This window comes from Ignavibacteriales bacterium (assembly GCA_016214905.1).
Lineage (GTDB): Bacteria > Bacteroidota > Ignavibacteria > UBA10030 > SZUA-254 > PNNN01.
In genome coordinates, this window is the sequence record JACRMQ010000005.1 from 75,093 (window position 1) to 93,911 (window position 18,819).

Below are 18,819 nucleotides of genomic sequence, written 5' to 3' on the forward strand. Positions count from 1 at the left end.
CATCCAAGATTTTTAACTTTAGAGGGAAGTTCTTTTTTCATTTGTTCGATATTGAAATGTGAATCGCTCACTTTAAATCGGATTCCTTTGCATTCTGTGCGCGTTGTAATGCCCTAAGGTAATGAATAATTGCCCAGCGTTCGTCGCTTGCAATCTGTGGACCGTAACTCGGCATTACGTTTTGCCCTTCTGTAATAACGTGATAGATATTCCCGTCGGGCCAATTTCTGACTTTATCGGAATGGAGCGTAGGTGGATTCGGGAATTGACCGCGTAGCCGGCTATCTCCTTGCCCAAAGTTTCCATGGCATGGGCTGCAGAATGTGAAATATTTCTGTTTCCCAATTTCCAGAATTTCTTTTGTCGGCAATAACGGATTCACCAAATATTTTCCGGCAGAATCAGGTTGACCTTTAAACGGATAAGGTAGAACACCTCGTGCAACAGTTCCCTCAACAGGTTTACGCATCCCGATTCCGTCGGCAAATAGCGCGCTTGGTTTTTGCGCCTTCAATTTTTCCTGCGTCATCATCCAGTTAAACGGCGGCATGAACATTAATTGATTGAATATAAAGTAAGTTGCACCTGAAGAAATAACCGCCACCAGCAATAGAATGCCTATAAATTTAGGATCGAATAATTTTTGTCCATGGTTCAATTCCTCATCATCAAAATAAACCGGAGCAATCTCTTTGCTCCCCAGCGATTTGAAGAATTCGGTAATAACTTTCTCATTAAACTTCGGATCGTCAACCTGAATGTTTATACCGAATTTATCTGATGAAACCGCTTTCATGTATTTTGTGTCGTGAAGCGGATGAGAATTATTTGGGAATTTAAAATAAATAACAATCATCGCAACAATTGAAAGCACCGAGGCAAGAAGCACTGTTAATTCAAAAGAAACCGGAACAAATGCGGGCCACGACCAGAATGGTTTACCGCCGATAACAAGTGGATACTCGATCAATGTAACCCAAGTCATTAGACCAATTGCTAACACCGCTCCGAGCAACCCGAACGCAAGCGCGAAAAATCCGAGGCGCGACGGCTTCAACTGCATTGCTCCGTCCATTCCGTGAACCGGATAAGGAGTATTCACGTCATACTTTGTATAACCGGCTTTGCTCGTTTCCGATGCCGCTTTGATAATTGCATCGGGTGAATCAAAGAGTGCTGTTATAGAATATAATTGTTTTGTGCTCATATTTTTTAATGATGACTCGGTTGTGCACCTTCGACAACCGCTTTAACTTCCGATATTGAAACAACAGGCAATACTCTCACAAAAATCAAAATCAACGTGAAGAATAATCCAAAACTGCCTAAGAATATTCCGGCATCGTAGAGCGTCGGTGTATAATGTCCCCAACTTGACGGCAGAAAATCTCTTGAAAGTGAAGTTACAACAATGACAAATCTTTCGAACCACATTCCGATATTTACTGTAATTCCGATCAGGAACATTGCAGGTATCGAGCGTCTGATCTTTTTAATCCAGAAAAGCTGTGGGAATATCACATTACAGCTAACCATCGTCCAGTAAGCCCAGGAATAAGGACCAAGCGCGCGATTCAAAAAGACGAATGTTTCAAATTGACTTCCGCTGTACCATGCGATGAAAAATTCCATAGCGTATGCATACCCGACCATACTGCCGGTTAATACCATAACTTTGTTCATCTTTTCAAGATGATCCAAAGTGATGATATGTTTTAGATTGAAATATTGCCTAACAAAAATTAAAACATTCTGCACCATCGCAAACCCGGAGAAAACCGCGCCTGCCACAAAGTATGGCGGGAAAATTGTCGTGTGCCAACCTGGAATTACTGATACGGCAAAATCGAAACTTACGATTGTATGAACAGAAAGAACAAGCGGTGTTGCAAATCCTGCAAGTATCAAATACGCGCGTTCATAATGCTGCCAATGACGATTCGAATGACGCCATCCCAAACTGAAAATTGAATAAATCGTTTTCTTAATTTTATTTGTTGTTCGATCTCGGAGCGTCGCTAAATCCGGAATCAATCCTAAATACCAAAACACTAGCGAGACCGTAAAATAAGTTGAGACCGCAAATACATCCCACAATAGTGGCGATGTAAAGTTCACCCACAATCCGTGTTGATTAGGATATGGACTTAAATACATAGGGAGCCACTGCCTACCTGTGTGCATCAACGGAAACAATCCAGCACACATGACTGCAAATATTGTCATCGCTTCAGCGAAACGTGCGATGCCTGTCCGCCACCGTTGTCGTAACAAAAATAAAATTGCAGAGATCAAAGTTCCCGCATGACCGATGCCAACCCAGAAAACAAAATTCACAATATCGAATCCCCAACCAATCGGCTGGTTCACACCCCAAAGTCCTAATCCTTTATAAAGCGTCATTCCGATACAGAAAGCACCAATAGAAAGCATAGATAATGTAACTGCAAATGCGTACCACCACCTGCGCGGAGGGAATTGATCGAGCGGCGCCGAAACAACCGCATCTATCTGAGATGCAGGTGGTCTGCCTCCAACGACGGGTAGTTCTTTAGTGTAATCGATAACCGTCGTGCTCATGCAGTTTTCCTCTCATTCACATTTTTCAGCCGTGCAAGATATGTTACATTGGGTTTGGCATTTACTTCTTCCAATACATGATAACCGAGCTCATGCTTCCTGTATTTCGATATTTCGGAATTCGGATCGTTCATATCTCCAAAAATTATTGCAGATGCGGGGCAAGCTTCCTCGCACGCAGTTCGGACATCTGTTCCAACCAATGCTCTTCCCTGTTCAGTTGCATGTTGACGGGCTTCCATGATTCTCTGCAAACAGAATGTGCATTTTTCCATCACTCCGCGTGAGCGGACTGTTACTTCGGGATTGTGTAATAAACTTATAGGTTCACCCTCATAATATCCATCCGCCAAATTATCACGCCAGTTGAAGAAATTGAAGCGACGTACTTTGTAAGGACAGTTATTCGAACAATATTTCGTACCTACGCATCGGTTGTAAACCATCTGGTTCAATCCATCGGGACTGTGGTTTGTGGCAACAACCGGACAAACATTTTCGCACGGCGCGTTGTCGCAATGCTGGCAAAGCATCGGTTGATGACTGAGCGACGGATTTTCATTAGTGCCGGAATAATATCTATCGACGCGTATCCATTGCATCTCACGCCCTTTGCCTACCTGTTCTTTTCCAACAACCGGGATATTGTTTTCGACATTGCATCCCGCCACACAAACATTACAGCCGGTGCATTTGTTGAGATCGATTGCCATTGCCCATTTCACACCATTATATTCGATTGTCTTGGCAATGTTGAACAATTCATGTCTTTCTTCGTGCAGGAAGTTTGGATTCTTTTCGTATTCTCCAAGTGATCCTTCTCGAATGATTTTCCGTTTATGATGAAGATCTTTCACGAACTCATCGTCAAGAGAATGATGTTCCTGCGTTGAAACGAGTTCATGCTTCCCTTCAACTTTTCGAATTACCACGCCCTGAAAGATTCGAGATGCAGAAATGGATTCTTTAGAGAGCAAAAGATTTCCATTCACGCCAACATCTGTCCCGATTGGTCCTGCGTTCGTTCTGCCATAACCAAGTGCAACCGAAATAAAATTATCTGCCTGCCCGGGTTGCAAAAATACCGGCAAGGTTAGCTTCCGATCTGCAAGTTTTATTTCAATCCGATCGTTGTTTTCAAGATTCAAATCTTTTGCATTCTTCGGTGAGATCGCCGCGTAATTATCCCAGACGATTTTTGAAACAGGATGCGGAAGTTCCTGAAGCCATCCGTTATTAGCAAATCGTCCATCTCCGATAAAATAATTTTCAGTCAACGCAACACTGAATTCCGATGCACTCTGCATTGGTGTAATTGAAGGTAGCGATCCTTTGTTGAAGCTGTAATTATTTTTCGCCGCTTCATCATAATTAACAACTCCGTCGTGAAGCGATGAATACCAGAACGATTTAAAATCTGCTTTTCTGTCGAGCGACGGGAACAGTTCCTTCTGCCACCTGTTCATCAAATATTCATGATAGATCGTGTCTTTATAAGAATCTTTGCCATTAATCCACGTTAATAGAATCGCTTCCTTCTGACGGGTATTATAAAGAGGAGCAATAACCGGCTGTTGAAGCGAATATACGCCGGTTCGCACCTGATAATCACCCCATGATTCGAATGAGTGATTGATTGGCAGAACAAAATTTGCAGAGCGAGATGTTTCATCATCAGATTCAACCAAACTGACAGTCAGCGGAACAGATTTCATTGCCCGTTCGTAATCGAATTCTTTCGGAAGATGATAAACAGGGTTAGAATCAAAATGAATAACGACACCAACATCACCCGACTTCATTTTGCGGACAAGCTCCTCAAACTCTTTTGGTTCCGTTAAAGTTGTTAAAGATGTTATCGTTTGGCTTGATTGATATAATTTTGTATTACCTAGAATTTCATTCAGATAATTAACCGCAACGTGAATCTCATCGGATAAAATATTCCCGGCATAGACAATTGACTGACCACGATTTTTTAATAAATCGCCGATGAGATAATTGATGATATTTTCATCCAATGAAAATTTATTCAAGATAGATTTTAAAGATACACTTTCGGGAAGGGAATTAATGACGCCAATTTTTTTCGAGATTTCATCAATCAGACCGAGAACAAATTCAAGCTGCGCATCGGGGCGAAGACGTAATCGATAATCGGCATTCGCGCCGGTTAACGACATTGTTCCTTCGACGCAATAAAGCCGATTGAACTCTTTCGATTTCATGAGGTCCCGCCCATCGGCAAACTTTCGTGTTTGCTCAACCGTCATGCCGTCGGTTCCGAGGAAATCTGCTTCGAGCGCTAAGATAACATTTGCTTTTCCCCATTCGATAACCGGTAGATCGGTTGTTCCGTAACATTTATTCCATGCACGTTTCCGGTTTTCATCATTGAATAAATCGTGTGTGTAAATTTTAGTCCCAGGAAATTTTCCGGTAAAATCGTCTAACACCTTCTTTGTAGTCGGAGAGTGAATAGAATGAGTGATGATCGAAATTTCATTTCCGGCTTTTACCGATTCTTCTAATTTCTTTATTACTTCGGCATCTGCCGTTTGCCAACTTAATTCATCCAACCTTCCCGATGTTGTTCCAAACTGAGGAGTGCGCAAACGATATGGATCGTATAAATTTAAAACACTCGCCTGTCCTTTGCTGCAAATTTTACCTTGATTAATCGGATGATCCGGATTGCCATCGACTTTGATGGGTCTGCCTTCGCGCGTTTTAATTAATATTCCGCATGATTGGCTACAACCGTTGCATGTTGATGCGTAAAAGTTAGCCACGCCCGGAATTATTTCCTCAGGTTTCTTGCTGTAAGGCACTATTTCACCGCGGTCTTGATAATTATTGCAACCCGCGACAGCGAAAGCAGTGGAAGCAGAAATAAGCGCAAGAAATTTTTTCCTCGAGATCGGCGAAAGATTCGAAAGTCCGAACTCTTCCGCAACACCCTCAGCGAATTCGTTCTCTTTCTTAGATCGCGACTCGCTCAAATTCTGATATTCGTTCAAACTCTTCCAGTATTTTTTATCGTAAGTCATCTTACAAAGAATTTTCTTTCTTTCGAGGAACCGCTAACGGATTTTGTTTAACCACGATCTTCTTTTCTGGTTTGAATATTTTTTTGGCGCTCGCAATCAATCTTGTCGGATTAGAGATTAAAAATCCCGAGGTTATCCCGCCGAGAATATAACCGAAAAAATTCCGCCGCTTTATTTCATTCTTAACAATCATCGATGACATGCCGAGCAGTTTGTTGGACCATTTTTAATTTTCGAGACATTCGCTAATTGAGTCGTTGCGTTGCGGTGGCAATTCAAACATGCCGCCATTGTAAACTCAGATACTTGCTGAACGACATCCATGTTTTCAACTTTTCCGTGACAGTTAGCGCAGTCGATTCCTTTGTTCACATGCGCGCTGTGATTGAAGTAAGCGTAATCGGGTACTTTATGCACGCGTTTCCATGGGATTGCCGCACTATCCTGATAAAATTTTGTAAGCTTAATGATTTCCGGTTTGTTTTTCCGGGCAACGGAGTGGCAATTCATGCATGTGTTCGCGGGAGGCACCATGGCATTTGGAGAAGATGTTACTCCGGTATGACAATATTTGCAATCGATCTGCATCGTTCCGGCATGAAGTTTATGTGAGAAAGCGATTGGTTGAACAGGTGCGTAACCTACACCATCCCGTTCTGCGCGCGAAATGAAATATGTAGCTACAGAAGCTGCTACTGCTACGAACAAAACAATAGGAAGCCGGATGCGGAGCGTATAATCTAAAAGCGATTTCTTCATACCATGCGGAGCTTATATCAACGTATCATCAATAAAAACAACTTCATCAAAATATTCCTCTATATAATCGTGGAGGAATCGATTATCGGACTTAAAAGGGTGATTTTAGATTAAGGATATTACGAAAAAAATTACTCGTAAGCAACCCAAATTCATGATCATTAACGATTATTTGGGATAATGAGTTCCACCGAAAAATTGTAGCTGCCTTTAACATACTCATTATTGATTAACTGTGATTTCATTTAAAAAAACAATGTAATTCTTAAATATTCCTTATCCGGAATTAAATTAATTGCAACATTCTCCGCCTTCAGTCGGTATCATCTTTGCAAGCTTCGGACTTAAATATGGTATTCCCAAATTCAATCCGCGAATTATTAACAGCAATCCAATGATAACTTGAAACGCGGGAAGAATTTTGGCAATTTTCAATCGGAGGTTTGCGGAAATAAGTTTGGGGAAAAACGATACAGCAAGCATTGCCGGAACCGTTCCGAGACCGAATCCAACCATGAACAACATCCCCGCAAGAGAACCGCCTGTAACTGCTGCCGTTGAAATCGCCATGTAAACAAATCCGCACGGAAGAAATCCATTCATAACTCCGAGTATCAGCATCGAAACAAGAGCGTTACTTTCCAACATTTTGCCAATGATCGATGTTATCTTTTGAGTGACGGGATCGAAAACCTTGCTCAAGAAATTTACCGATCTGATTATCTTCGGGAATAAAACGGTGAGTATAAGCAGTGCACCGACAATGATAGAAAGATTTTGCTGCAAAATCGGCAGCAGCAGCCTTGCACCTAATAATCCTACTGCCGCACCCATTACTGCATAACTTATCACGCGACCGAAATGATAAAGCGCCCGCCCAGATGCAAAGCGAAATGCAGACTGCTCACCGACAGGAAGAGCCAGCACGATGGGCCCGCACATTCCGATACAATGCAAGCCGCCGAGTATTCCGAAAATAAAACCTGTAATTACTACCAACAATTCCTCCTCATTGAATTATTACAACTTCTTCCTGATAATATTTTTCTTTCTGATACTCCCACATTATTTTCGTACGCCACAGACCTTTTTGAAACGACGAAGTTAAAATTGTTTGAGTATTCGCCGAGTCGAGAACTAACGGCAGCATAATATCGATTTTTCTATCGGACGGACGATAAAGCATTATCGTGCCTGTAATTTCTCTGCTTAAAAATGAATTGGGAAATATTATTTTCAATTCAGAGTTTGCAGCACGTACTTCTATTTTCTCTTTTAAATCTGAACTCCTTTTTGATTCATCGATACGATCTTGATGCTTTAATTCCTGCTCGTAATAATCATCGGTAACCAGATCAACCTTCTGACTCGCGGCAATATAGACTAAAGCTCCAACACCAACCGCGAATATCACAACAACTAATGCAATTCCGAAACCCCAATTAAACTTCATGAACTATTCCTTTCCCCCAACCGGTCCTAAAAAAGATGTTTCAATAATTTGGGCAATCTCACCGTTGCGTAGTACTTCAATTTGCAGCGGAGTGTTCATCGACCTAATTTGGTCGCGTCTCAGCATGATGAATAATTTTACCGAAACCGATTCTTGCGTTTTTACAATCAATGAATCACCCAAAACGGAAATCATCCCATCAACATTTTTCAGCTTAAACGATAACGGCACAGATTCAAAAGTCTTATTCAACGCCTTGACATCATAAAGATTGCTTATATAATCGTCGGGCTGTTCCTGATAAAACATTCCCCCCGTGCGAAGAATTGTAACATCAATATCCGAACGCGTGATGACAAGATATATAAGAAGTGAAATGAGAATTATCAGCAGAATCGAATACCCGATACTTCGCGGCGTAAAGAGAGATCGGATTTTCTTTTCGATCCCCTCGATTGAATCGTACCGGATTAAACCCCTCGGTTTTTCTACCGAGTCCATAATTGAATCACAAGCATCAATGCAAGTAGTGCAGTTTATACACTCAAGCTGCGTACCGTTTCGAATATCAATACCCGTCGGACAAACATCCACACACTGATGACAATCTATACAATCGCCAATTACTCTTTCTTCGCTTTTTCGGAGTTTACCTCTCGGTTCTCCGCGAATGAAATCATAAGCAATGACGATTGAATTTCTGTCCAGTAATACTCCCTGCAACCTGCCGTACGGACATACGAGTATGCAAGCTTGCTCACGGAACCAGCCGAAAATCCAATGAAAGACACCGGTGAATACAAGAATAGCAACTAACCCGCCCATATGTTCAGATGGAGGAGAGGTAATTATTTTTAATAATTTGTCCGAACCTATTATCCATGCAAGCAGCATGTTGGAGATAAGGAACGATAGAAAAAAATAAATTCCATGTTTAAATGATTTCTTGAAAATTTTATTGCCCGTCCATGATGAATCGTTCAATTGTTTTTGCCGGAGAGGATTTCCTTCTATCCAATAATCAATCTTGCGGAAAACCATCTCCATAAAAACCGTTTGCGGACAAATCCATCCGCAAAACAAACGTCCGAACACTACGGTGAATAAAAAAATAAAAACGATCGTCGATATCATCGCAATGGCGAAAAGAATATAATCGTGCGGACCGAAAATTAGACCGAACACGATGAATTTGCGCTCAGTAATATCGAACAGCATCAACGGATGACCGTTGAAACGCAGAAACGGGGTAACAAAAAGAATTGCAAGAAGAATCCAGCTTGCGAGAATGCGCCCGCGATGGAATCTTCCTTCGGGTTTCTTAGGGTAAATCCATTTCCGTTTTCCTTCTTTTGAAACAATACCGAGCTGGTCGCGGAAAGAAGTTTCCGATGCTGGAGAATTTGTTGTTTCAGTTTCCGTCACGATTTCACTGCAATTTTTACAGAATCACTTGATTCAACCTTAGGTTCCACCCACAAATTGCCTTCCTGCGGTTTTCCGCCCGGCGGATTTGTTCCCTGCAAAGTAAGGATATACGATGCAATCTGTTGGATTTCTTTAGGTGTGAATACGAGTTTCCAACTGATCATTCCTTTTGCAGGAACTCCATTTTTAATCGTGGCAAAAATATTTTTTACACCGCCGCCATGAATCCAATATTGATCCGTGAGGTTAGGCCCTACAACTCCACCGCCTTCATTGCCGTGACAGCTAACGCAGTTCTTCTTGAATTTTTCCATTCCTTCCTTTATCGATGCATCATCCTTGAGCGCAGCCAATTTATCTTCGTTGATCTCACCTTCCGATGCGATCCGCACACGCCTCATCAAATCGGCAGATGCAAGCTCTTCCGAAAATTCAGCTTGCGGCAACGGACTTGTTTTCAACACATGATAATTGATCAGATAAATAACGGCGAAGAGAACGGTTGCACCGAAAAGATAATTGAACCACGGAGGAATCCTGTTATCCAACTCAGTTATCCCATCGAAGTCTTCATCCATCTGGATTGCTTTTTCAGCAGATTGCGGCACAACATAAGCCCATGCAGTATGCAAAAATTTTACAATCGGTTCTATGTTTCCTTCAAGAACAAATATGACGAAGAAAATAATTATCACAAAAAATGCGGTGAGTATGCCTGTAACAATTAAAGCGGTTTCTGTTCCCGTATCTGCGGCTTGCGCTAAGAGAGTGGAACTGCCGAAAATAAAAAGCATAATCAATCTAAGTAAAAATTTATTTTTCATGATGATATCCTTTCAGATTCACGATACTCATCGAGCGGCAAATTACTCATATAATCTGTATGTTCTTTTCTCATTTTGAAAACTATAAAAAGAACGATGATGAAGAACGGAATAAAAATGAAAAGGGAGATAAGCGGATAAGAAGCAATTCCTTCGACCTGTTGCAGATATTGAGAAAACATTTTTTGCTCCTTCCTACTTTTGTACCTGAATATCCGTGCCAAGCCGTTGGAGATACGCGATAACGGCAATGATCTCCTTTGAAGGATCGGCAGGTATTTTTTGTTTTTGAAGATCAACGGCAATCAGTTCTGCCTGCCTTTGCAAATCGGTCAACGCCAATAAATCGAATCCTTTAGGATATGGAACTCCCAAACTTTGCATGGCTCTGATTTTCGGCTCGAGTGTAGAATTATCTAAGTCTTGTGTGTATAACCACGGATACGGAGGCATAATGGAACCGGGAGAAACCGAGCGCGGATCGTCCATGTGCATAAAGTGCCAAAGATTGGGATATCTTTTTCCTTCACGATGGAGATCGGGACCGGTGCGTTTCGATCCCCACAAAAATGGGTGATCATAAACAAACTCGCCTGCTTTAGAATACTCACCGTACCGTTCAGTTTCCGATCGGAATGGCCTCACCATTTGAGAATGACAGGTATTACATCCTTCGCGGATATAAATGTCTCGCCCCTGCAACTCGAGCGGTGTATACGGTTTCACTGCAGCAATCGTAGGAATGTTAGATTTTATTAGAAATGTCGGAATGATTTCTATCAATCCCCCAATTAAAATTACAACGAGAGAAACGACTGCAAATTGAATGGGACGCTTTTCAAGCCATCGATGTTTATTTTCTTTCGAGACGTGTTCATCAACCCACACGGCTGGAACTTGTACTTCTTCTTCTTTTATCAATTTTCCCGAGCGAACAGTCTTGAACATATTATAACACATGATGCACGCGCCGGAAAGATACAATGTTCCGCCGAAAGCACGCAGAATATACATCGGTATAATTTGAAGAACGGTTTCTAAAAAATTCGGGTATTGAAGAACGCCAAATGTTGTGAATTGTTTCCACATCAGCGATTGTGCAACGCCAGCCCAGTACATTGGCACAGCATAGAAAACTATACCGAGAGTACCGAGCCAGAAATGCAGATTCGCAAGTTTTTTAGAAAATAGATTTGTTCCCCACATTCTCGGTATGAGCCAGTAAACTATTCCAAAAGTCAGAAATCCGTTCCAGCCCAGCGCACCGATATGCACATGCGCAATTGTCCAATCTGTGTAATGTGAAAGAGCGTTGACATTTTTCAATGAAAGAGTTGGACCTTCCAATGTTGCCATGCCGTATGCTGTAACTGCAACAACCATGAATTTTAAAATCGGGTCTTCGCGCACTTTATTCCACGCGCCGCGTAATGTTAGTAATCCGTTAATGGCACCGCCCCACGAGGGAGCTATCAACATAATTGAAAAAACTGTTCCTAAAGACTGCGCCCAATCCGGAAGAGCAGTGTAAAGCAGATGATGAGGTCCAGCCCAGATATAAATAAATATAAGTGACCAAAAATGAACTATCGATAGCCGGTATGAATAAACCGGACGGTTTGCAGCTTTGGGTAAAAAGTAATACATCAAACCTAAGTAAGGTGTTGTAAGAAAAAAAGCAACCGCATTATGTCCATACCACCATTGCACAAGCGCATCTTGAACTCCGGCATACACCGGATAACTTTTTAGAAATGAAACAGGAATCTCGATGGAATTTACAATATGAAGAACAGCAACAGTTACTAATGTTGCAAGATAAAACCAGATCGCGACGTACATATGTTTCTCTCGCCGCTTGATAATTGTGCCGACAACATTAATTGTAAGCACAATCCAGATTAATGTAATCGCAATATCGATGGGCCACTCGAGTTCGGCATATTCCTTAGCTGTTGAAATACCTAATGGTAACGTTACGACGGCAGCAACAATTATCAATTGCCATCCCCAAAAATGAATCTTACTCAATAGATCGCTGAACATTCTCGCTTTACACAATCGCTGGAGCGAATAGTACAATCCCATAAAAATTCCATTCCCCACAAATGCAAATATAACTGCATTAGTATGGAGCGGACGGAGTCTACCGAATGTAAGATACTGTAACTTTGCATTGTATATCGGATCGAATAACTGGAAAGCTATAGTTAATCCAACAGTCATTCCTACAATTCCCCATACCATCGTTGCAATTGCAAAATTGCGAACAACACCGTTATCGTACTTGATCGTTTGCATTTCCATAATCAGCTGATCCTTTTACTTTATTTTCCGATGTTTGATTCATTGTAATATTTTTCTTTTCATCATCAAAGAGAATTCTAACGGATGGTGTAAATTTATCATCATATTGCCCATTTCTCACAGCCCAAACGAACAATAACAAAAAACTAACCGCGACAAAAATACTGAATCCAACCAATATCCAAATAACCGACACTATATCAATCCTCTCCGTTTCGCCAGAAACCGGGTCAATAAAGTTGAGAATGCAACAACCGTGATAGAACTAAGCGGCATGAGTATGGCAGCCAACATCGGAGATAGATCACTCTGCACAGCGAAGTACAATCCTATGATATTATAGATAATTGATATCATAAAGTTCCAATATACTACATGTTTTGCTGTCGATGCAAATCGGATAAATCTGTCCAAATCGTTAAAGGCATCGGCACTTAAGATACCATCACAAGCAGGTGAAAACGCGCTGACGTCTTCCGTAATTGCAATGGCAACATCGCTTTGCCATAATGCGCCGGCATCATTTAAACCATCACCGACCATAATAACGTTCCGGTTTTTTGATTGTAACGATTTAATAAATGATAATTTATCGGCCGGTTTCTGGTTGAATTCCATCCCGTTGAAATTCGGAAAAATATCTTTTAATTTCTCCATCTCACCATCATCATCACCTGATAGGAGGGATATTGAATGACTTCCGCTGAGATTGTCAAAAACTTTATCGACTTGATCCCGGTAGACATTTTCAAATTCAAACCGACCGAGAATCTCTCCATCAACCGAAGCATATACACTTGTCTTTTTGATATTATTTTCCGGAGTTTTCACTCCAACAAATGAAGCGGAGCCAAGTTGAACTTCAGATCCTTCCACGAACGCGCGAATACCAGCCGCTTCCACTTCTTCGAAGTCGGTCACCTCGAAATTTTTTCTTATCTGCAAAAAATCATAAATCGATCGGCTCAGCGGATGCGTGGAACTTCGCGCGAGGGATGCAAGCAGGATTTGATTTTTTTCCGAAAGTGAATTTCCGTTGAATCGGATCGATGTTCGATCGGTTTTAGTGATTGTCCCGGTTTTATCAAAAACAATCGTATCGGTTTTAGATAACGCCTCAACAACGGATGAATGCTTCAGGTAAAATCCTTTCTTCCCAAATAGTCGAAGAGTTGTACCGAAAACAAACGGGGCCGCAAGTGCGAGCGCGCATGGGCATGCAATGATTAAAATCGCGGTTACCGAGTCTAGAATTTTACCCGGATTAATATTCCACCATACAATTGCTGTCAACAATGCAATGAACAGAATTCCAAGCGTGAAATATTTTCCTACGGTATTCGATAATGTGAGTAATCTCGATTTTATTCTGTCTGATAACCGAAACTCATTCCATAGCTGGATGAACTCACTCTCAGATACTTCCTTAATGGCTTCAAGCTCTATAAGACTTCCGAGATGTTTTCCACCGGCATAAATCAAGTCACCAACTCTTTTTATTGATGGTTTGGATTCTCCGCTTACAAAGCTGTAATCAATATTTGCGATTCCGTTCATCAACACAGAATCAGCAGGTATGATTTCGTTATTTCTGATAATCATTCTTTCACCGGGCCTGATAAGAGTGATGGGAATAGTAGTTTCATCCCACCCCTTTTTGACCGATACCGCAAGTGGAAAATATGATTGATACTTCCGTTCAAAGTTCAAAGTATCATAAGTTTTATTTTGAAATAATCTGCCGATAAGTAGAAAAAAAACTAGTCCTGTTAACGAATCAAAATATCCGGGACCGATTTGAAATAACACTTCAACGGCGGAACGAAGGAATACAATCGCAATGCCGAGCGCGATCGGTACATCAATATTTATCGCTTTTGATCTTAACCCATTTACCGCCGATCCAAAAAAAATCGCACTGCTAAAATAGACAACGGGAATAGATAAGATCAGATTGAGATAACCGAACAACGTTCTGGTGCCGGTATCGATCATAGATGAAGAGAGGTATTCCGGTAAACTGAACAGCATAATGTTTCCAAAACAAAAAGCGGCAACACCAATTTTCAAATATAAACTTCGCTCGATTTTAGTGCGGTGGCTGGGATCGGATGCATTCAAATTCAATTCGGGTTCATATCCAATGGAAGAGATAAGTTCAACAACTTGACGAAATGAAATTTTATTTTTTACGAATTTGATAAGTATTCGTTTTTTTAAAAAATCTACTCGGGAAAAAAATATTCCCGGATGCAATTTATGCAAATTCTCTAAAAGCCAGATACATGAACTGCAATGCATCTGGGGAATGTGAAAACTTACAACTACTATACCATCACCAGAAAAATCTATCAGCTTACTGTTTACGTCCGGCTCATCCAAATAAGCAAACTTTGAGTCGGTAGATATCGGTGGCGTAATACCAGGGTGTTCATTGAAATCGTAGTACCGGTAAAGGTGCTTCCCGTTCAGTATTTCGTAAACAGATTTGCAACCATTGCAACAAAACAATTTATCATCGTAGGTTATGGCTACTTCACCGGTAGGCGCTCCACAGTGAAAACAGTTCGTTTCAATATTTATATTATTTTCCGGCACCATTAGTCATATTAATCTAAAAGCAATATACAATTTTGATTCCATCTAAATCAACTCTAATCTAACTTTTCAAATGACGGCTGTGCGTTATAAAACAAATCCATTCCCATGAATTTTAATTGCCTTTAACATCATGACAAAGCTCTGTAGAACAATTATGAACTCTTCATAATCATCTATCCACAGGAGATACTTTTAATCAACTGATCCAGATAAATTTAATTTCAACTCCGAACTAATTATATAAACTTAAACTTAATAATCTAACCTTTCTGGACTGGGGTTTTTAACACACTTTAAAATAAATTTGTCAGTATTGAGAATTCCGTTGATATTAAATGAAAAATAATCAAATCAAAGATCAGCAATCCTCGATAAATTTAATAAATTCGCCAATCTTATAATTATTTTCTGGAGGAATAAATGGCATAATTTTAGGATATTGTTGATAGCCCGCTGAATTTATTTTATTGACTAATCTAGCTCTCTTTGAAAGGAATAAAAGAATGTCTGGCAAAAGCCGTCGCGATTTTCTGAAACAATCCGTAGCAGCTGGAGCGGTAGCTACGGGACTTTCAACATCAACAGCAACTGCAGGACCTAAAAATATTTTATCAGAAGACAGAATGGGGGTTCTGGTCGATACTACCGTCTGTGTTGGATGTAGAAATTGTGAATGGGCTTGCAAAGATGCCCACAATTTACCTGTCGGCAATTTAGCTTCGTACGAAGATAGAAAAATTTTGGAAACTAAAAGAAGACCTGATCATACTGCGCTCACTGTTATCAATGAATACCCTCATGGCAAAAATTCAAATCTACCTATCAATGTAAAGATACAGTGTATGCATTGCGATCGCCCGGCTTGTGTTTCTGCCTGCATCGTTGGTGCTTTCTCTAAAGAAGAAAACGGATCGGTTATCTGGGATACAGAAATGTGTATTGGTTGTCGTTACTGCATGGCTGCCTGTCCGTACCAGATTCCGGCGTTTGAGTATGATAAAGCAATTAATCCATTAATCATGAAATGCGATTTTTGTTTCAACAGAACAAAAGAGGGAAATCTTCCCGGCTGTGTGAACATCTGCCCGGTTGAGGCACTTACTTATGGCCCGAGGAGCGAACTGATTAAAATTGCACGAAACCGTATCAAAAAGGAACCGCATAGATATATCGATCATATTTTTGGCGAATATGAGGTTGGAGGTAGTTCGTGGATGTACCTGGGTTCAACAGATTTTAAAGAACTTGATTTTCCTCGGCTTGGAAAAAATCCCGCTCCCGGTGTTTCTGAATCCATCCAACATGGAATTTTTGCATACTTCATTCCCCCTGTTTCTCTGTACGCACTGCTGGGCGGAATCATGTGGATTACAAAACGTCGTAAAGAATTAGAGGAGGAGGGAAAAATATGAGTCACGAATTAGTTAAACCAGTTCAGATAAAACAAAAATTTTTTACACCCGGTGTTTATGGACTCATTATAATCGCACTAAACGGTTTAGTTTTTCTGGCGGGAAGATTTATTTTCGGTATAGGCGCGGTTACAAATTTAAATAATCAATATCCCTGGGGACTATGGATTGGTGTTGATGTTGCTGCCGGAGTTGCGCTTGCTGCCGGCGGTTTTACAACTGCGGCTTTTGGTCATGTGATGCACAAAGAAGAATATCATGCCATTGTCCGCCCGGCATTGTTGACCGCTATGCTTGGCTACACTTTCGTTGCTATCGGAGTTTTTGTCGATATCGGAAGATGGTACTTTATATGGCATCCGTTGATTATGTGGAACGGAAATTCTGCTTTGTTCGAAGTTGGTATCTGCGTTATGATTTATATGACTGTTCTGTACATCGAGTTTCTTCCCATTGTTACTGAACGATTTATTGGAAAAGTAAATCTACCCGGATTACTCTCTCCATTGAATAAACCGGCAGATAAAATATTGAGATTATTAGACCGCGGACTTTCTAAAACCATGTTCATCTTTATTATCGCGGGAGTTGTTCTCTCGACACTTCATCAATCGTCACTGGGTACATTAATGGTAATAGCAGGACCCAAAATGCATCCATTATGGCAAACACCTATCTTACCGCTCCTGTTTTTATTATCTGCGATAAGCGTCGGTTTTCCGATGGTGATATTTGAATCATTAATGGCATCACGCTCGCTTAAGTTAAAACCTGAAATGCATGTTCTCTCAAGATTAGGTTCAATGATAGCACCCTTGCTTGGAATTTATCTTGCTTTTAAAATTGGTGATATGTTCATCAGAGAAACATTCGTTTATTTAAGTGAATTTACGACTGCGAGTATAATGTTTTCAATTGAACTTCTCTTAGGAGTAATTATCCCGTTGAGAATGTTCTTATCTCCAAAAGTTTTGAAATCACCTCCTCTTCTTTTCACGGCATCAGCACTTGTTGTATTTGGAGTATTGTTAAACAGAATAAATAATTTTGTTGTTGCATACACTCCTCCTTATTCAACAGGGTCGTATTTTCCATCAATCGGTGAAATTTCTGTCACGATAGGATTTGTAGCAATGTTGGTCCTTGCATATAGATTTATTGTCATCAATTTCCCCGTAATAAGCATGCCCGATAAACAATCTATCCAACATAATAAATATACGATCAGAGGATTTGAAAAATGAAAAACTTTTTGATTGTTTTATCGATTTTATTTTTTGTAATTGAATCCGACGCTCAACAGAGCCCCGGCAAAAACCACGCGAAACTGCACATTAATTGTGTATCATGTCACACATGTGGTCTTCCGACCAAAGATGATCCTTGCTGGGTAGCTTGTCCTCGCGAAAAAATGATTACGGTTTATCTCAAACCCGAGCAAACCGATGAACTTGTTGTGATCGATCAGGGAAGCGAAAGATATGGCCCGGTTTATTTTTCACACAAGATACACGCACAAATGTCGGGGATGGTTGGCGGTTGCGGGAATTGTCATCATTATAACACGCTTGAGCAAATATTAAAATGTAGTAGTTGCCATGCATCGTCCAGACAAAGAGAAAACATCGGCATTCCTGATTTGAAAGCTGCTTATCACAGGCAGTGCATGGATTGCCATCGTGAATGGAGTCACGAGACAGGTTGCACCACATGCCACGCTCCGATAAACAATTTAAAAGTATCGGAAAAAACAGTTTTAGAAAAACAATTGAAAGGTAAAGATCATCCACCGGTCACCGAACCGACAAAAATTGTGTACGAAACTGACTTTGAACCTGGAAAGCTGGTTACGTTCTATCATGATGATCATGTAAATAATTTTAAAATAAAATGCAATAAATGTCATGCTCAGGAAAGCTGTACCAGATGTCACGATGTGAATAATGTATCGAGTGATAAATTATTATTAGTAAAAGAAAAGAAATCATTAGAAGAACATCATAAAAAATGTTTCACTTGTCACAAAGAGAACGATTGTACTAAATGTCATCTCGATAGACCACTTGAGCCGTTTAATCATAAACAGAGAACCGGGTGGGCACTTAATAAACCTCATTCGAACCTTCCCTGTGTAAGTTGTCATGGATCAAAGCAACCATATCAAATACTCGACAATCAATGCACGAGCTGCCACAAGGGCTGGAAAAAGGAAACTTTTAAGCATTCGGTAACAGGTCTGCGGCTTGACGAGATCCACTCAGAGCTTGTTTGCGTAGATTGTCATGTTGGGAATGATTATTCTGTAAAACCCGACTGCAAAAGTTGCCACGAAAACTTTGCATATCCAAAACAAAAACCTGGAAAGTTGGTCAGCAAATAATTAATTTTTTAATTGAATAATAATC

Annotated in this window: 16 protein-coding genes; 3 read left to right on the forward strand and 13 right to left on the reverse strand. The window is 40.6% G+C overall.

Features of this window, described 5'->3' with window-relative positions:
- Positions 1 to 67: 67 nt before the first annotated feature.
- From HZB59_03155 to HZB59_03215, 13 genes are all read right to left on the reverse strand, one after another.
- Positions 68 to 1,207, reverse strand: coding sequence for a DUF3341 domain-containing protein (locus tag HZB59_03155; protein ID MBI5020412.1), 1,140 nt, complete (start codon positions 1,205 to 1,207; stop codon positions 68 to 70).
- A gap of 5 nt (positions 1,208 to 1,212) precedes the next feature.
- On the reverse strand, positions 1,213 to 2,580 hold the full coding sequence (nrfD, locus tag HZB59_03160; GenBank protein ID MBI5020413.1) for a polysulfide reductase NrfD: 1,368 nt from the start codon (positions 2,578 to 2,580) through the stop codon (positions 1,213 to 1,215).
- Positions 2,577 to 5,630 (reverse strand): TAT-variant-translocated molybdopterin oxidoreductase, encoded by a 3,054-nt coding sequence (locus tag HZB59_03165; protein MBI5020414.1) that lies wholly within the window; start codon positions 5,628 to 5,630, stop codon positions 2,577 to 2,579. Before HZB59_03165 ends, nrfD begins: the two co-directional genes overlap by 4 nt.
- A gap of 1 nt (position 5,631) precedes the next feature.
- A complete protein-coding gene (locus tag HZB59_03170) occupies positions 5,632 to 5,832 on the reverse strand; it encodes a hypothetical protein (protein ID MBI5020415.1) in 201 nt (66 codons plus the stop codon).
- Positions 5,820 to 6,389: a cytochrome c3 family protein gene (locus HZB59_03175; GenBank protein MBI5020416.1), complete on the reverse strand. Its 570-nt coding sequence runs from the start codon at positions 6,387 to 6,389 to the stop codon at positions 5,820 to 5,822. The genes HZB59_03170 and HZB59_03175 overlap by 13 nt, the downstream gene beginning before the upstream one ends.
- Positions 6,390 to 6,680: 291 nt before the next feature.
- Positions 6,681 to 7,388 carry a sulfite exporter TauE/SafE family protein gene (locus HZB59_03180; GenBank protein ID MBI5020417.1) on the reverse strand — a complete coding sequence of 236 codons (708 nt, stop codon included), beginning with the start codon at positions 7,386 to 7,388 and terminating at the stop codon, positions 6,681 to 6,683.
- Positions 7,389 to 7,398: 10 nt separating this feature from the next.
- A complete protein-coding gene (locus HZB59_03185) occupies positions 7,399 to 7,842 on the reverse strand; it encodes a FixH family protein (protein MBI5020418.1) in 444 nt (147 codons plus the stop codon).
- 3 nt (positions 7,843 to 7,845) lie between these two features.
- Positions 7,846 to 9,267 (reverse strand): cytochrome c oxidase accessory protein CcoG, encoded by a 1,422-nt coding sequence (ccoG, locus tag HZB59_03190; GenBank protein MBI5020419.1) that lies wholly within the window; start codon positions 9,265 to 9,267, stop codon positions 7,846 to 7,848.
- Entirely contained in the window at positions 9,264 to 10,094 is an 831-nt protein-coding gene (locus HZB59_03195) for a c-type cytochrome (protein ID MBI5020420.1), read from the reverse strand. The genes ccoG and HZB59_03195 overlap by 4 nt, the downstream gene beginning before the upstream one ends.
- Positions 10,091 to 10,276, reverse strand: coding sequence for a CcoQ/FixQ family Cbb3-type cytochrome c oxidase assembly chaperone (locus tag HZB59_03200; GenBank protein MBI5020421.1), 186 nt, complete (start codon positions 10,274 to 10,276; stop codon positions 10,091 to 10,093). The genes HZB59_03195 and HZB59_03200 overlap by 4 nt, the downstream gene beginning before the upstream one ends.
- Before the next feature lie 13 nt (positions 10,277 to 10,289).
- A complete protein-coding gene (gene ccoN / locus HZB59_03205; GenBank protein ID MBI5020422.1) occupies positions 10,290 to 12,401 on the reverse strand; it encodes a cytochrome-c oxidase, cbb3-type subunit I in 2,112 nt (703 codons plus the stop codon).
- The gene (gene ccoS / locus HZB59_03210; protein MBI5020423.1) at positions 12,373 to 12,597 is read right to left on the reverse strand and encodes a cbb3-type cytochrome oxidase assembly protein CcoS; all 225 of its coding nucleotides are present in this window, start codon (positions 12,595 to 12,597) and stop codon (positions 12,373 to 12,375) included. The genes ccoN and ccoS overlap by 29 nt, the downstream gene beginning before the upstream one ends.
- Entirely contained in the window at positions 12,597 to 15,002 is a 2,406-nt protein-coding gene (locus HZB59_03215) for a heavy metal translocating P-type ATPase metal-binding domain-containing protein (GenBank protein ID MBI5020424.1), read from the reverse strand. Before HZB59_03215 ends, ccoS begins: the two co-directional genes overlap by 1 nt.
- 503 nt (positions 15,003 to 15,505) lie before the next feature.
- Here HZB59_03215 and HZB59_03220 point away from each other — a divergent pair.
- The 3 genes from HZB59_03220 to HZB59_03230 are packed head-to-tail and all read left to right on the forward strand — an operon-like array spanning position 15,506 to position 18,794.
- Positions 15,506 to 16,414 (forward strand): 4Fe-4S dicluster domain-containing protein, encoded by a 909-nt coding sequence (locus tag HZB59_03220; protein MBI5020425.1) that lies wholly within the window; start codon positions 15,506 to 15,508, stop codon positions 16,412 to 16,414.
- Positions 16,411 to 17,658, forward strand: coding sequence for a Ni/Fe-hydrogenase cytochrome b subunit (gene hybB, locus HZB59_03225; protein ID MBI5020426.1), 1,248 nt, complete (start codon positions 16,411 to 16,413; stop codon positions 17,656 to 17,658). Before HZB59_03220 ends, hybB begins: the two co-directional genes overlap by 4 nt.
- Positions 17,655 to 18,794 (forward strand): cytochrome c3 family protein, encoded by a 1,140-nt coding sequence (locus HZB59_03230; GenBank protein ID MBI5020427.1) that lies wholly within the window; start codon positions 17,655 to 17,657, stop codon positions 18,792 to 18,794. The genes hybB and HZB59_03230 overlap by 4 nt, the downstream gene beginning before the upstream one ends.
- The last annotated feature ends 25 nt before the right edge of the window (positions 18,795 to 18,819 follow it).

Excerpts from the sequence above, each read along its gene's own strand:
- HZB59_03155 (MBI5020412.1), bottom strand. The coding sequence starts at position 1,207 with ATGAGCACAAAACAATTATATTCTATAACAGCACTCTTTGATTCACCC.
- nrfD (MBI5020413.1), bottom strand. The coding sequence starts at position 2,580 with ATGAGCACGACGGTTATCGATTACACTAAAGAACTACCCGTCGTTGGA.
- HZB59_03165 (MBI5020414.1), bottom strand. The coding sequence starts at position 5,630 with ATGACTTACGATAAAAAATACTGGAAGAGTTTGAACGAATATCAGAAT.
- HZB59_03170 (MBI5020415.1), bottom strand. The coding sequence starts at position 5,832 with ATGTCATCGATGATTGTTAAGAATGAAATAAAGCGGCGGAATTTTTTC.
- HZB59_03175 (MBI5020416.1), bottom strand. The coding sequence starts at position 6,389 with ATGAAGAAATCGCTTTTAGATTATACGCTCCGCATCCGGCTTCCTATT.
- HZB59_03185 (MBI5020418.1), bottom strand. The coding sequence starts at position 7,842 with ATGAAGTTTAATTGGGGTTTCGGAATTGCATTAGTTGTTGTGATATTC.
- HZB59_03195 (MBI5020420.1), bottom strand. The coding sequence starts at position 10,094 with ATGAAAAATAAATTTTTACTTAGATTGATTATGCTTTTTATTTTCGGC.
- HZB59_03200 (MBI5020421.1), bottom strand. The coding sequence starts at position 10,276 with ATGTTTTCTCAATATCTGCAACAGGTCGAAGGAATTGCTTCTTATCCG.
- ccoN (MBI5020422.1), bottom strand. The coding sequence starts at position 12,401 with ATGGAAATGCAAACGATCAAGTACGATAACGGTGTTGTTCGCAATTTT.
- HZB59_03215 (MBI5020424.1), bottom strand. The coding sequence starts at position 15,002 with ATGGTGCCGGAAAATAATATAAATATTGAAACGAACTGTTTTCACTGT.
- HZB59_03220 (MBI5020425.1), top strand. The coding sequence starts at position 15,506 with ATGTCTGGCAAAAGCCGTCGCGATTTTCTGAAACAATCCGTAGCAGCT.
- hybB (MBI5020426.1), top strand. The coding sequence starts at position 16,411 with ATGAGTCACGAATTAGTTAAACCAGTTCAGATAAAACAAAAATTTTTT.
- HZB59_03230 (MBI5020427.1), top strand. The coding sequence starts at position 17,655 with ATGAAAAACTTTTTGATTGTTTTATCGATTTTATTTTTTGTAATTGAA.